Source organism: Chryseobacterium sp. SIMBA_029 (assembly GCF_046535275.1).
GTDB lineage: Bacteria > Bacteroidota > Bacteroidia > Flavobacteriales > Weeksellaceae > Chryseobacterium.
The window spans coordinates 20992-34328 of record NZ_JAWRXA010000004.1 but is presented as its reverse complement, the minus strand read 5'-3'; the positions used below and the strand labels follow the sequence as shown (position 1 = coordinate 34328).

The 13337-nt window shown below is 37.7% G+C and carries 11 protein-coding genes; 3 read left to right on the top strand and 8 right to left on the bottom strand.

Features of this window, described 5'->3' with window-relative positions:
• Window positions 1-123 precede the first annotated feature (123 nt).
• Entirely contained in the window at window positions 124-861 is a 738-nt protein-coding gene (locus tag SB679_RS07900; protein ID WP_410701723.1) for an SDR family oxidoreductase, read from the top strand.
• Window positions 862-1054: 193 nt separating this feature from the next.
• Window positions 1055-1474, top strand: a complete 420-nt coding sequence (locus SB679_RS07895) for a DUF1801 domain-containing protein (protein WP_410701722.1) — start codon at window positions 1055-1057, stop codon at window positions 1472-1474.
• 144 nt (window positions 1475-1618) lie between these two features.
• Here SB679_RS07895 and gldG read toward each other — a convergent pair whose 3' ends face one another.
• From gldG to kbl, 5 genes are read right to left on the bottom strand one after another with little or no spacing between them, the layout of a single operon-like run.
• Window positions 1619-3286: a gliding motility-associated ABC transporter substrate-binding protein GldG gene (gldG, locus tag SB679_RS07890; protein WP_410701721.1), complete on the bottom strand. Its 1668-nt coding sequence runs from the start codon at window positions 3284-3286 to the stop codon at window positions 1619-1621.
• Window positions 3287-3290: 4 nt separating this feature from the next.
• The gene (locus SB679_RS07885) at window positions 3291-4019 is read right to left on the bottom strand and encodes an ABC transporter permease (RefSeq protein WP_410701720.1); all 729 of its coding nucleotides are present in this window, start codon (window positions 4017-4019) and stop codon (window positions 3291-3293) included.
• 52 nt (window positions 4020-4071) lie between these two features.
• Entirely contained in the window at window positions 4072-4623 is a 552-nt protein-coding gene (locus SB679_RS07880; protein ID WP_410701719.1) for a CopD family protein, read from the bottom strand.
• Window positions 4624-4643: 20 nt separating this feature from the next.
• A complete protein-coding gene (locus SB679_RS07875) occupies window positions 4644-5186 on the bottom strand; it encodes a hypothetical protein (protein WP_410701718.1) in 543 nt (180 codons plus the stop codon).
• A 22-nt stretch (window positions 5187-5208) separates the two neighbouring features.
• Window positions 5209-6405 carry a glycine C-acetyltransferase gene (gene kbl, locus SB679_RS07870; protein ID WP_034709482.1) on the bottom strand — a complete coding sequence of 399 codons (1197 nt, stop codon included), beginning with the start codon at window positions 6403-6405 and terminating at the stop codon, window positions 5209-5211.
• Between the two features lie 161 nt (window positions 6406-6566).
• On the opposite strand from kbl, the gene SB679_RS07865 reads away from it, so the two are divergent.
• Window positions 6567-7445, top strand: a complete 879-nt coding sequence (locus tag SB679_RS07865; protein ID WP_410701717.1) for a cupin-like domain-containing protein — start codon at window positions 6567-6569, stop codon at window positions 7443-7445.
• Window positions 7446-7676: 231 nt separating this feature from the next.
• On the opposite strand, the gene SB679_RS07860 is transcribed toward SB679_RS07865, so the two are convergent.
• The 3 genes from SB679_RS07860 to dacB all read right to left on the bottom strand — a co-directional run bounded on the left by SB679_RS07860 (window position 7677) and on the right by dacB (window position 13291).
• Window positions 7677-9602, bottom strand: a complete 1926-nt coding sequence (locus tag SB679_RS07860; RefSeq protein WP_410701716.1) for a M1 family aminopeptidase — start codon at window positions 9600-9602, stop codon at window positions 7677-7679.
• Between the two features lie 193 nt (window positions 9603-9795).
• Window positions 9796-11739 (bottom strand): M1 family aminopeptidase, encoded by a 1944-nt coding sequence (locus SB679_RS07855; protein ID WP_410701715.1) that lies wholly within the window; start codon window positions 11737-11739, stop codon window positions 9796-9798.
• Between the two features lie 82 nt (window positions 11740-11821).
• Window positions 11822-13291 carry a D-alanyl-D-alanine carboxypeptidase/D-alanyl-D-alanine-endopeptidase gene (dacB, locus tag SB679_RS07850; RefSeq protein ID WP_410701714.1) on the bottom strand — a complete coding sequence of 490 codons (1470 nt, stop codon included), beginning with the start codon at window positions 13289-13291 and terminating at the stop codon, window positions 11822-11824.
• Between the last annotated feature and the right edge of the window lie 46 nt (window positions 13292-13337).

Sequence of the window (13337 nt, the reverse complement as noted above, 5' to 3'; positions counted from 1 at the left end):
AGATGAGAATCGAGAACCAAGAGACAAGTTAGATACAACTATATTTTTTTGCTTTTTGTCAAATGACAAATACAATCTTATTTAATTAGCAGAATTTTACCTCATCAATTAAAAACAAAGAATATGAATTCAGTATTAATTACAGGTGCCAACAGAAGCATCGGCCTGGAAACAGCAAAACAACTTTCAGCAAAGGGATTATTCGTCTATTTGGGAAGCCGGAATCTTGAAAAAGGAGAAGCTGTTGTCAAGGAACTTAATGATCAGGGATTTCAACACATTAAAGCCATTGAAATCGATGTTACCAATACTGATTCCATTACAGCCGCAAAAAATAGCATTGAACAAGAACAGGGAAAACTGGATATCCTGATCAACAATGCAGGAATCCTGGGAACAAATCCGCAAACTGCTGCAAATGCTTCTATTAAAGATATTCAAGAGGTATTTGACACCAATTTCTTTGGGGTAATCAGTGTTACTCAGGCATTTTTAGAACTGCTGAAAAAATCAGAAAGTCCAAGGATCAGCAATATCACGTCCGGACTCGGGTCATTAACGTTACACAGCGATCCAAACTGGAAATATTATCATGTAAAAGCAGCAGCTTACGGACCGTCAAAAGCAGCATTGAATGCCTATACCATCGTTTTAGCTTACGAATTGAGAGATCTGCCATTCAAAGTCAATGTAATTGATCCGGGATATACCGCAACCGATTTTAATGGCCACAATGGTCCGGGCTCTGTAGAAAGTGCCGCTTCTTTTATCGTTAAACACACCCTGACTGACGAAAATGCTCCTACAGGACAGTTTTTCAGCAATGATATTGAGGATGAGGTTGGAATTAGTCCTTGGTAGTTGTTTTGTATTATGTAAAATGTATTAATGTGATTAAAAAGAGACTTTTCGGTTTCTCTTTTGTATTTTTAAATATAAAACTCCTTAACCAAAAAGTTGTTTACCATGAAAAATCATCTCAGTCAATAGTTTCTTTGGAATATGATCCGATTCTTTAAGAAGAGTTATTGACGTAAGACACTTTATGAAATATATGGATATAGAAGAACAAATCAAAAATTATATTGCCTGCCATTCTGAACCAAAACGCAGTAATTTGGAAGAGCTACACCAGATCATTTTGCAACTGATGCCGGAATGCAAATTATGGTTTCTGGATGGTAAAAACAGTGAAGGCAAAACAGTCTCCAATCCCAATATAGGCTATGGATTTCAAACGATACAATACGCTGACGGAAGCAGCCGGGAGTTTTACCAGATTGGTCTCAGTGCCAACACAACCGGAATCTCCGTCTATATTTTGGGTATTAAAGATAAAACCTACTTATCACAAACCTATGGAGAAACCATAGGAAAAGCGAGTGTAACTGGATACTGTATTAAGTTTAAAGCGCTTAAAAATATAGATATTAAAGTGCTTGGGCAGGCAATACGGGATGGAGCTGGACAATAATAAACTAAATAAAAATAACTATCTCAGGAAATAGACAAACTGAATTACTCTCAAAATACTTAAATAATTGTCATACAAAAATTATGATCCGGCATTTACGTACAAACAAAAAGAGAAACCTCACGGTTTCTCTTTTTATATTATTTAATTAAACTTCCTCTTTCTTAACCAGAAGAACAAAGCTCCAAATAGCCCAATAATCACTAAAGGAAGTAGCAAATTGATCCATTGCCACGTACTTTTTTCTTCGGTAATTCTTTGTCGGTCCAGTAGTCTTTCTTCGATGTTTCGGTTTCTGAGCTCCATCAGGTTGCTGTCGTCCAGCAGATAATCCAGTGCATTTCTCAGGAACTGCTCGTTTCCGAACTGCTCATTGGTCAGCATGTCTACTCCTAAAGGTAAGGGTTCTCCTTTGATCACTTTGTTTCTTCCTACATCACCGTCAGCAATGATGATCATTTTATTGTCGGGACTCTGGCTTTTGAAACCAGGGTAAGATTTTCTTTCAATTCTTGAAGCATAGGCAGAACTAAACTTCCCTTCCAGCGCTACGGCAAAGATCTTCGGGGTACTTGGCTTTTCCATTTGTCCTAAGCTGTCTACACTTGCAATTTCTTTAAGGTCAACATAATTCGGAACCTGCTTCAACAGGGTTCTTTCACTTGATTCAAAAAGAACTCTGGTTTTAATATTTTTCCTTCCTAACGTATCAATAGAAGTTGGAAATTCAAATTTCACCGGATTGATGTTTTTCGTCACAGGATTATCCTGCTCAGCAATTCCCAACGGGAAATACGGCCACGGAAGACTTGTATACTGGGGGTTCCCTCCTACTTCTCCGGTTACCAGTCTCAGTAGAGCAAACTTTTTAACATCTTTTACCAAAGCCGGATTGATTCTGATTCCATAATTGAAAAAGAAATCGGTCATATTGATATCCACAGGGAAAGGCATGATTTTTTTAGACCGGGTCAGGGTATCCATTTCTGCATTCACTGCGTCGATCATCCAGAGGGTCTTACCGCCGTTCATGATAAACTGGTCAAGGATCACTTTTTCACCGTCTGTGAAAGCTTTTCTAGGCTTTGCAATAACCAGTGCACTCATCTGTTTTAATAAAGGAAGATCGGCAACGGTAAGCTCAGTCTGATTTTTAGGAATAATAGGACCTGCGTCATAATTTTCCAGTGCCAGATGCATAAAACCCTGGAATTCATCGGGGCTTAACTCGTCCTGATTCACCAAAACCCCTACTTTCTTTCTTTTATCGGCAGAAATATTTTTAATATTCGAAACAAGACTGTATTCCAGTCCTTCAATAGATCTGGTCAGCTGCTGATCTGCATCAATTCCTGTCTGCTGCACCACCAACGGGATAGATACTCCGCGTTTGTCATAACGGATCACCGCATATGGAAACAGCGTAATCTGAGAAACTTTTCCGTCTCTGATATCAGGCAATACAGAAGGCTGCATTCCCATCGCCATCAAAGTGTCCTGGGACATTTTGGTTTTAATAGGATCTATGAATTTAAAATCAATGTTGGGATTAATCTTTCTGAACTCTTCCAGCATAAATTTCGTTTCTCCTTGCAGCTGTTTAAAGCTTGCCGGAAAATCACCTTCCAGATACACTTCAATTGTCATTGGCTTTTTAATTGCCTTTACAACTTTTACAGTACTATCGGAAAGGGTATATCTTTTTTCTTTGGTTAAATCTAAACGTATTCCTGATACTGCCAGAATAACAGCTAACGGCAACACCACAAAAAGCAAAATTCCTAACGGAGATTTAAAGGATATCTTCTTCATAATTCTACTTCTTTTTATTGATAAAATGATTGGACAATACTAACGAAACACCGATAACCAAAACAAAATAGGCAACATCTTTAAAATCGATAAGCCCTCTTGTAAATCCTAAGAAATGCTGGTAAAAACCTACATTCTGAAGGATAAAGTCGGCACCGCCTAATAATTTATAGCTGGCCAGCTGCTCGATCCCGAAATACATGATGAAGCACATAAAAATGCCCAGCAGATAAGCCATGATCTGGTTTTGAGATAATGAAGAAGCTAAAATTCCCACCCCTGAAAAAGCAGCGATTAGAATAATCAGTCCGATATAGCTTCCGAAAGTCATTCCCATGTCGATATTTCCGGCAGGAACTCCCAACACATAAACGGTATAGAGATAAATCAGTGAAGGAATAAGGCATAAAATTCCAACAATCCATACGGAAAGGAATTTTCCGATGACAAGATCTGAAACTTTCAGCGGTTGTGAGAAAAGCCAATTTAGGGTTCCCGTCTGCTGTTCTTCTGCAAAGGTTTTCATGGAAAGTGCAGGCATAATAAACATCAACAGCCATGGAACCAACACAAAGTAACTCTGTAAGGAGGCCATTCCGATCTCAAATATATTGGAATCGTTGTCGAAAAAAAACAGAAAAAGAGTCGCTATCAGGCTGAAGGCTGCGATGATGATCCATGCGCTCCAGTTTCCGAAGTAACTCCAAAGTTCTTTCTTTAAAATTGCAATCATAGTTTTTTTTGTAAAAAAGTAAAAGGTATTACAGTGTATAATACCTCAACCATTATTTCTTCTTTTTATTTTTGTTAACGAGTTTCACGGTCATCATGATCAACACTACCAGAACGAAAAATCCGGTAATTAATTGCCACCAGTATTCAATAGCCATCGATTTTAAAATCACGGTAAAGACTACAAGGAATAAAATGAAAGTGGCAATTTCATTGGCCTGTCTCAATTTTATATTGGCTGTTTCAAGGGTATTTCCGTTAAGGGCTTTCAGCACCAGCACTTTTTTCCAGCACCAGTAATGATAGACGACCAAACCGATCAGGAAAGTCAGTTTTAAATGAAACCAGGACATTTTCATCAATCCGGGATTCAGAAAAATCATCACCAATCCGCAAACCGCCATGATAATGCCGGCCGGAACGGTGATAATGTTCCACAGCCTTCTGGCCATGAACGTGTACTGCTCGCGCAGAATCCTCTTTTTATCTTCAGCAAATTCGTCTGTATCTTTATAATAGACAAAAATCCTTACGAGATAGAAAATTCCCGCAAAATAGCTCACCATAAAGATGATATGCAGGGCTTTTATTATGGTATAAAGCATTGTTGGATATGCTAATGGGTTTAATTATGGTCTGTTACCTCCACTGCTTCTATATTGGATTCGTCTGGCTTCAATATGATTTTTTTTGCTCCCAGCTTGGTATAATATTTCTCCATTTTGTTCAAGTGATCATCGCTGTTCTCTTTTCCTTCGATCTGATACCCATAGTCACTCCAGATCTTGATAACAAACAGATCTTTCACCAAAATTCTATAATTAGGCTGTTCGAACTTCCCAGCAATATAGCTTTCCATATCTTTTTTGGAGACAAACTGATAAATGAAAACTCCTCCGTCATTCAGATCATCATCGGGATTATCATAAGTGAATGCATAGATTGTCTTAATCTTCGAAGCGATATCAGAATCCGTAATTTTAACAATAATGTTGGGATCACTTGTCACAAAGGGCATTTTTGTGATCCCTATATTTTTCATTTCCTGATTTATTCTGGCAGGTTTCATCCCCTGTAGTTCAACATTTTTAAGATCGAAATCCATAATGTTTTGTGCAGAGAAGCTTTGAAAACAAACAAAACCAATGATGAGCAATATTTTTTTCATAAACCTGCTTTTATATATACGATTAAGAAATTACATTAAGCTCTCTTCCTACTTTTTCAAAAGCAGCAATTGCTTTATCCAAATGAGCTCTTGTATGAGCTGCAGAAAGCTGAACTCTGATTCTCGCTTTTCCTTTTGGTACTACCGGATAGAAGAATCCAATCACATAAATTCCCTCGTCCATTAACTTTTCAGCCATTTTTTGAGCAAGAGGCGCATCGTACAGCATCACAGGAACAATCGCAGCATCCCCGTCAGGAATATCAAAGCCTTTAGCTTTCATTTCTGTTCTGAAATACACTGCATTTTCCATGACCTGATCACGAAGTGAAGTATCATCAGAGATCATCTCCAACACTTTTAAAGCTGCCCCTACAATTCCGGGAGCCAGTGAGTTCGAGAATAAATAGGGACGAGAGCGTTGTCTCAGCATATCGATGATTTCTTTCTTACCGGAAGTAAATCCTCCCAATGCACCACCAAGAGCCTTTCCTAAAGTAGAAGTGATGATATCTACTCTACCCATTACTTCATTCGCTTCGTGGGTTCCACGTCCTGTTTTTCCAATGAAACCTGTTGCATGGGAATCATCTACCATTACCAATGCATCATATTTATCAGCAAGATCACAAACTCCTTTCAGGTCCGCAACAATACCGTCCATTGAGAAAACTCCGTCGGTAACGATGATCTTGAAACGGTGGTTCTTTTCAGAAGCTGCAATTAACTGCGCTTCCAGATCCGCCATATTATTATTTTTGTAACGGTATCTTGCCGCTTTACAAAGACGAACTCCGTCTATGATTGAAGCATGGTTCAGTTCATCTGAAATAATAGCATCTTCTTCTGTGAATAAAGGTTCGAAAACCCCTCCATTCGCATCAAAACAAGCTGCATACAAAATAGTATCTTCAAGTCCCAGAAACTGAGCAATCTTCTCTTCCAACTGCTTATGAATATCCTGAGTTCCACAGATAAAACGAACCGATGACATTCCATATCCATGAGAACCAATCATGTCCTGAGAAGCTTTCATCACTTCAGGATGGTTTGATAATCCCAAATAGTTGTTGGCGCAGAAGTTCAACAGCTTTTTACCGTTCGCTTCTATTTCCGCACTCTGTTGAGAAGTAATAATTCTTTCTCTCTTGTAAAGCCCGTCATTATCAATATTTTGAAGTTCGTTCTGTAAATTTTGAAGATATTTTTCAGAGATCATTTTTAGTAAATTTTTAGATGCGCTAATTTAGTAAAAAGGCTGTAAAGTATAAGCTTTTATGGTTTTAATTCTAAAAATTTGAATGAAATACTGGATTTTTGCACAATAGTCTACCATTTTAGTAGGATAATATTTATCTTTGTCTTTCAAAATTCATGAAAATGAGGTTATCACCAGTAGAAAGAGCTAAAGCATTATCATCCCGAGATTTTTTAAATACCTATATGAAACCCCGAAGACCTATCATTCTGAAGGATTTTGTAGATCCGGGAAGCCCGGCTTTCAAAAAATGGAATTATGAATACTTTAAAGAAATTGCCGGAAATCAAAAGGTGAATATTTACGGAAGCGAACTGGAATCACTGGATCGGGTTGCCAGCAAACCTATTGCGCAGTCTACCTTTTCAGAATACCTGGATCTGATAAGCTCCTCACCTACTGAAAACAGACTTTTTTTATTCAATTTATTAAGCCTGTATCCGGCGCTTAAAGATGACATCCATTACAATGATGTTACCAACGGCAAAATATTAAAGTGGCTCCCTTTTATGTTTTTTGGCGGTGAGGGTTCTATTACCAGAAACCATATAGATATTGATATGTCTCATGTATTCATTACCCAGTTTCAGGGGATTAAAAGGATTTGGCTTTTTCCCTGGGAACAATCGGATCTGATGTATAAACTACCCTATAATTTTCACAGCATCCCTAATATTAAAGAACCTGATTATGATGAATTTCCTGCACTGCGCTACCTCAACGGGTATGAAGCTGTCATAGAACCGGGCGAAACTCTTTATATTCCTTCCGGATGGTGGCATTACATACAATATGAAACTGAGGGCTATTCTGTCTCTGTGAGGGCGTTACCTTCAAGCTGGCTAGAAAAGTGGCGGGGGTTTAAAAACGTAGTACTTATCCGGCATTTTGATAATGCCATGCGAAATATTTTCAGAGAAATATGGTTTCGCCACAAAGTAAACAAAGCAAAAAGAAAAGCTTTAAGAGCCATAAAAAAACAAAAAAGCTTCCTGATTTGAAAGCTTGTTCTATATTAATTATTAACCATTAAAAATTTTATACCATGGAATTACTTTATGCCATAACATCAGCTGAACGTTCGCTGTATTTCTTTTATCCCATTTTTTACTAATTTTTTCCAACTATTAAAAAAACCTCTCCATAATTATTTTAAACAATAATATTGGAGAGGTTCATATTATCTGGATTACCCTTATTCAAGGGTTGTATTTCTATACAATCCGCTAATTCTAATGCTTTATAAATTTGATATTCTTTTCGTTTATGCTGAAAACATACGTACCGGGAATCAATTCTGAAATAGCAATTGGTTTATTAGGCTGGTAGGTATCTTTCTTCATTAATCGTCCATCGATAGAATGAATGCTGTAATCCGCTACTTTATGGATTCCTTTTATATACAGTTCATTTTTAGCAGGATTTGGATATAATGCAAAGTTTTCAATCTCTGCAGATGCTACACTTAACGTTGTATCTTGCGAAACGGTCGAATTTTTTTCTAAAATCTGGTATTCATAATTAAATTCAACACTGGCTACCGGAAAGGAAACTGTTTCATAGAAATACTGATTGTTGGAAGTGTTATTCAAAGCAAAATAAGCGGTTTCTCCTGCTGTTCCGGTAACCTTGATTGGTAACGGCATTTCAAAGAAGCTCACTGAAGCATTACTCTGTGTCTGAGACGCTTTAAAAATCATCTGATTTCCTGATTTCTTCCATTTAATAGTATACGTAGGATATCCTTGCCCATACAGCCAATCGTTAAAAAACTCTGTAAAGTCTTTCCCTGTAGACTGCAGAAACGAAGCCTTAAAATCATTCGTACTGGCATATCCATACGCAAGATTAGGTCTTGCATGATAGTCCTTCAACGCCTGATAGAAAGCTGTGTCACCCAATATACATTTAAGCATTCGTACAATATATCCTCCTTTTGCATAAGAAAGTCTGCTGCTGAAAATCCGGTCTGTATCGGAAAGCTCTGCATCAGAAACATAGGTACTTCCTCCAGTGCTTCCTGTGATAAGGTTTTTCTGACCTAATAAATAGCTCATAAACTGGGTATTCGTCATTAAGAGTTTTTCATTGGCAAGGTGTTCTCCAAAAGTGGCAAATCCTTCATTCAGCCAAATATCATTCCATGTAGCACAGGTTACTTTATCTCCAAACCATTGGTGAGCCAGTTCATGAGCAATAATATCCTTGCTCCAGCTACCCATGGAAGACATCGTTTGGTGCTCCATACCTCCTCCCCACTGGAATTCCATATGACCGTACTTTTCGTTTCGGAAAGGATAAGATCCGAAATACGTTTCAAAAGTCGTCATGATCTGTTTCGTCCATTCAATATTAGCCATTCTCGTGGTGTTGGAATTGGTAGACGGATATACATAATTCACAAACGGAAACGGAGGATTTCCGATGGTGCTGTTCAGTTTTACATAATTGGTAATGGAAAGCGCAATAAGATAGGCTGAAGTAGGATAAGCCGTTCTCCAGAAAGTGAGCTTCTGCCCGTTCGGAAGAGAGGTTTCAGACATCAGTTTTCCGTTTGCTGCCACATTGTACTGTGAAGGGGTCGTAATTTTAAAATCAAACCGTTCAATTTTATCATTAAGGCTCTGCTTGGTAGGAAACCAGTCCTGAGCACCATATGGTTCACTTAATGTAGAAAGAATAGCGGTCCCGCCTTGAGCTCCGTTAAAAAAAGCATCGTAATCCTGTGAAGGAGCTCCAGAATAATTAATGGTCAGGGAATCCAATGTATTTGCCGGAAGCCATGCCGGAAAATCTATTTTCAGTTCCTTGGTCGGAAGCTGTTGAAATGTCATATCCGTTCCATGATATTTCACCTGAGATACGGACAATTCATCCGAAAGATCAAAATAGATAGTACTCATATTCTGATTCGGTTTAAAATGAGACGTTACAGAACCGGAAATTTCATAGATGTTAGGATCCAAAACGACATCCATCCGCTGATACTGGAGGTCATAATTTGAGGTATTAGGATTTACATTGTAAGTGGTCATCTTTTTAGCAAAGGATTTCTTTTCCATTGCAATCATCCCTTTCTTTTCAATATTATGTTCATTCTGAGCGTAAAATTGCTGCGGTATCAGCAGTCCAAAAATAAAGAAATAAAGTATTCTCATAGTCAATATATTACTGGGCCCAAATATAGATAAAAAACAGACTCATTAACGATTAAAAGGTTATTACAAGTAAAATAAATATATTTTTAAACAATAACAGATATTGAAGGAATATATCACGACAGTATTCATGATATTATTATTATTTCATAATTACAAAAGCGGATATTTCCCGTCAAAAAAAATCCGCTTTTTAATGCTTGATGAATTTTATATTTTGATCTTTGATGGTGAAAATATATGTTCCGGGAATCAGTTCGGAAATGACAACTGGTTTATTAGGCTGGTAAGTATCTTTTTTCACCAACCGCCCATCAATCATATGGATCGTATAATCGGTTGGTTTATGAATTCCTTTTACATAGATTTCATTTTTTGCAGGATTTGGATATAAAGCAACATCTTCAAACGCTGCAGATGCTACACTTAACGTTGTATCTTGCGAAACGGTCGAATTTTTTTCTAAAATCTGGTATTCATAATTAAATTCAACACTGGCTACCGGAAAAGAAACCGGTTCTGAAAAATATTGGTTGTCGGATGTATGATCTAAAGCAAAATAAGCCGTTTGTCCACCTGTTCCGTTGACTTTAATAGGTAAAGGCATTTCAAAGAAGCTCACTGAAGCATTACTCTGCGTCTGGGAAGCTTTAATGACGATTTGGTTTCCGGACTGTTTCCATCTGATGGTATAGGTAGGGTATCCTTCTCCATACAGCCAGTCACTGAAAAATCCGGTAAAATCCTTTCCTGTAGACTGTAGTAATGAAGCATTAAAATCCGAGGTTCTCACATAGTTATAGGCTAAAGCTGGTCTGGCATGATAATCCCTGAGAGCCTGAAAGAAAACGGTATCTCCCAACATCCATTTCAGCATCCTTAAAATGTAAGCACCTTTAGCATAAGAAAGTCTGCTATCAAAGACTGCATTAACATTCGCCAGATTGGAGTCCGAAACATAGGTACTTCCTCCCGGAGAAGAAGTAATTAAATCTTTCTGCCCCAAAAGATAGGCCATAAATTCTGTGTTGGACATCAAGAGTTTTTCATTGGACAGATGTGTTCCAAATGTAGCAAAACCTTCATTCAGCCAGATATCATTCCATGCTCCACAGGTTACTTTATCTCCAAACCACTGATGAGCCAGCTCATGACCGATAAGATTTTTGCCCCAACTTCCCAGCGAAGACATCGTCTGATGCTCCATTCCACCTCCATATTTAGATTCCATATGCCCATATTTTTCATTACGGAACGGATAAGGTCCAAAATAAGTTTCAAACAGATTCATTACCTGTTTGGTCCATTCTATATTAGACATACTCGCTGTATTGGCTGCGGTAGATGGATACACATAATTCACAAAAGGAAATGGCGGCGTTCCCATCGTATCAGTGATTTTTGTAAAATTTGTAATAGAAAGTCCTATAAGATAAGCTGATATTGGATAAGCCGTCCGCCAGAATGTTAATTTTTGCGCATTCGGAAGTAATGTTTCTGACATGAATTTTCCGTTGGCGGCTACACTATATTGTGACGGGGTAGTAATTTTAAAATCAAACCTTTCGATCTTATCATTAAGGCTTTGTTTGGTAGGAAACCAATCCTGAGCACCATAGGGTTCACTTAAGGTAGAAAGAATAGGAACTCCGCTTTGTGTCCCGATAGAAAAAGCATCGTTAATCGATAAAGGATTATTATTTGCCGGAGCACCGGAATAAAATATCGTTAATGAATCAAGCGTATTGGCTGGAAGGGCAGCCGGAAAATCTATTTTCAACTCTTTTGTCGCAAGCTGCTGAAAGAGAAGACTGCTTCCGTGATACTGAATCTGAGAAACCGTTAAAGTATTATCAAGATCAAAATAAATACTTCCCATAGTCTGATTTGGCTTAAAATGGGACGTTACGGATCCCGAAATATTGTATACGGCCGGATCCAGACTCACTTCCATCCTCTGATACAGAAGATCGTAGTTCAATGTATTAGGATTAAGGTTGTAAGTCGTCATCTTATGGGTATAAGATTTCATTTCTTTAGCGACCAACCCTTTCATTTCGATGTTTTGATTGAGATTTTGAGCATAGAGCTGCTGGCCAAACATCAAACTTATCAATACTATGTAAAAATTTCTCATATTCAGATGGTTATACATCCAAAGATAAAAAAAACCTTCTAATCATTGATTAAAAGGTTTTTATAATATTAAGGTAAATATTTTATAAATCTAAGGCAGGTTCCAGAATTTTCTCCATCCTTTTCTTCACCATATCTACTGATCCTGCATAATTGTTAACCATTAATGAAAATACTAATGTCTTTCCGGAATTCGTTTTTAAATATCCTGCTAATGTTTTCACCTTATTCAGGGTTCCTGTTTTCGCAAATATTTGTCCATTTCCTGTTCCGATAAACATTCTCTTTAAGGTTCCAGACTGCCCGCCTACCGGTAATGAGGTAAGATATGCGTTATAATACTTTTGATTCATTAAAGATGTCAAAAATTTCACCTGAGAGATCGGTGTTATATTATTATTTCTTGAAAGTCCGCTTCCGTCCATATAATTCAACCCGTTCATATCAAAATCACTTTCTTTTAAGTGACCTGTTACTACGATTCTTCCAGATTCCAATGTCTGATCACCCATTTTCTGGAAACCAACTGTTCTTAACAATGCTTCTGCTAAAGAGTTATCACTGTGCTGGTTGGTATAAAAAATAATATCACCCAATGTCGGAGATTTGTATGCTGAAACCATTTTTCTGCTTTCAGGTTCTGCATCTGTCATTCTGGGAGTTACTTTTCCTGTAACCGGAATACCACTTTTCACTAACGTTGTTCTGAATGTATTGGCCAAATATGCCGGAGCGTCCGGTATTTTTGTAGTCAGCGTTCCATTACCCTCATATTTATCTGCAAAAACCATTTGGTTCATATAAGGAGAAACATAGAAGTACTTTTTCTCTGATGATGAATTTCCTTTTTTCGTGATCAGTTTCTCGTTTGCAGGATTAATTTCGCGGGTAGTCCCTACCGGCAAATAGTAGTTATTATTCTCCAGCCAAACAACATTTTCCGGAAGCCTTGCAATATTGCCTTTGAAAAGCGCTGTTTGGATAATAATATCACCATTTACTTTTTTGATACCTTCACGGGATAATCCGCTCATGAAATCTGAAATAATATCTCTATAAGACCAGGCACCGGCTTTGTTTGTTCCCATAGAAGGGTCTCCGCTTCCTACCACATAAAGATTTCCATTCAGCACTCCATTTTCATCAATGTTTCCTGAGTATTCCAGCTGAGTCATCCAACGATAATTCTCACCTAACAGGTTTAATGCTGTTTCAGTAGTTAATAATTTCGTGGTAGAAGCCGGAACCAAAGGAGTATTTTCATTATACGAAGAAATGACTTTCTTCGTTTTCGGGTCGTACACTACAAATCCCCAGGTTGCATTTTTCAGCACAGGATCGGTCATCATAGTGTTTACATTAATATCTACAAGCTCTTTAGCCGATAAAATCGTTTTCTCAGCCGATGAACTGATAGGGGAAGGCAAGCTTAAGTTGCTTCTTGGACTATCGTACATCTGAGAGTAAAGAACAGTAGAAACGGTAGATTGGGCAAGGAAAAATCCGGAAGCCATTACCGCTGCAGTTGAAACATATTTTCTGAAATTTACCATCTATATTCGTTTAGTTTCTATGTCTGGAGCTCATAAAAAACGATTC

Excerpts from the sequence above, each read along its gene's own strand:
- SB679_RS07900 (WP_410701723.1), top strand. The coding sequence starts at position 124 with ATGAATTCAGTATTAATTACAGGTGCCAACAGAAGCATCGGCCTGGAA.
- SB679_RS07895 (WP_410701722.1), top strand. The coding sequence starts at position 1,055 with ATGGATATAGAAGAACAAATCAAAAATTATATTGCCTGCCATTCTGAA.
- gldG (WP_410701721.1), bottom strand. The coding sequence starts at position 3,286 with ATGAAGAAGATATCCTTTAAATCTCCGTTAGGAATTTTGCTTTTTGTG.
- SB679_RS07885 (WP_410701720.1), bottom strand. The coding sequence starts at position 4,019 with ATGATTGCAATTTTAAAGAAAGAACTTTGGAGTTACTTCGGAAACTGG.
- SB679_RS07880 (WP_410701719.1), bottom strand. The coding sequence starts at position 4,623 with ATGCTTTATACCATAATAAAAGCCCTGCATATCATCTTTATGGTGAGC.
- SB679_RS07875 (WP_410701718.1), bottom strand. The coding sequence starts at position 5,186 with ATGAAAAAAATATTGCTCATCATTGGTTTTGTTTGTTTTCAAAGCTTC.
- kbl (WP_034709482.1), bottom strand. The coding sequence starts at position 6,405 with ATGATCTCTGAAAAATATCTTCAAAATTTACAGAACGAACTTCAAAAT.
- SB679_RS07865 (WP_410701717.1), top strand. The coding sequence starts at position 6,567 with ATGAGGTTATCACCAGTAGAAAGAGCTAAAGCATTATCATCCCGAGAT.
- SB679_RS07860 (WP_410701716.1), bottom strand. The coding sequence starts at position 9,602 with ATGAGAATACTTTATTTCTTTATTTTTGGACTGCTGATACCGCAGCAA.
- SB679_RS07855 (WP_410701715.1), bottom strand. The coding sequence starts at position 11,739 with ATGAGAAATTTTTACATAGTATTGATAAGTTTGATGTTTGGCCAGCAG.
- dacB (WP_410701714.1), bottom strand. The coding sequence starts at position 13,291 with ATGGTAAATTTCAGAAAATATGTTTCAACTGCAGCGGTAATGGCTTCC.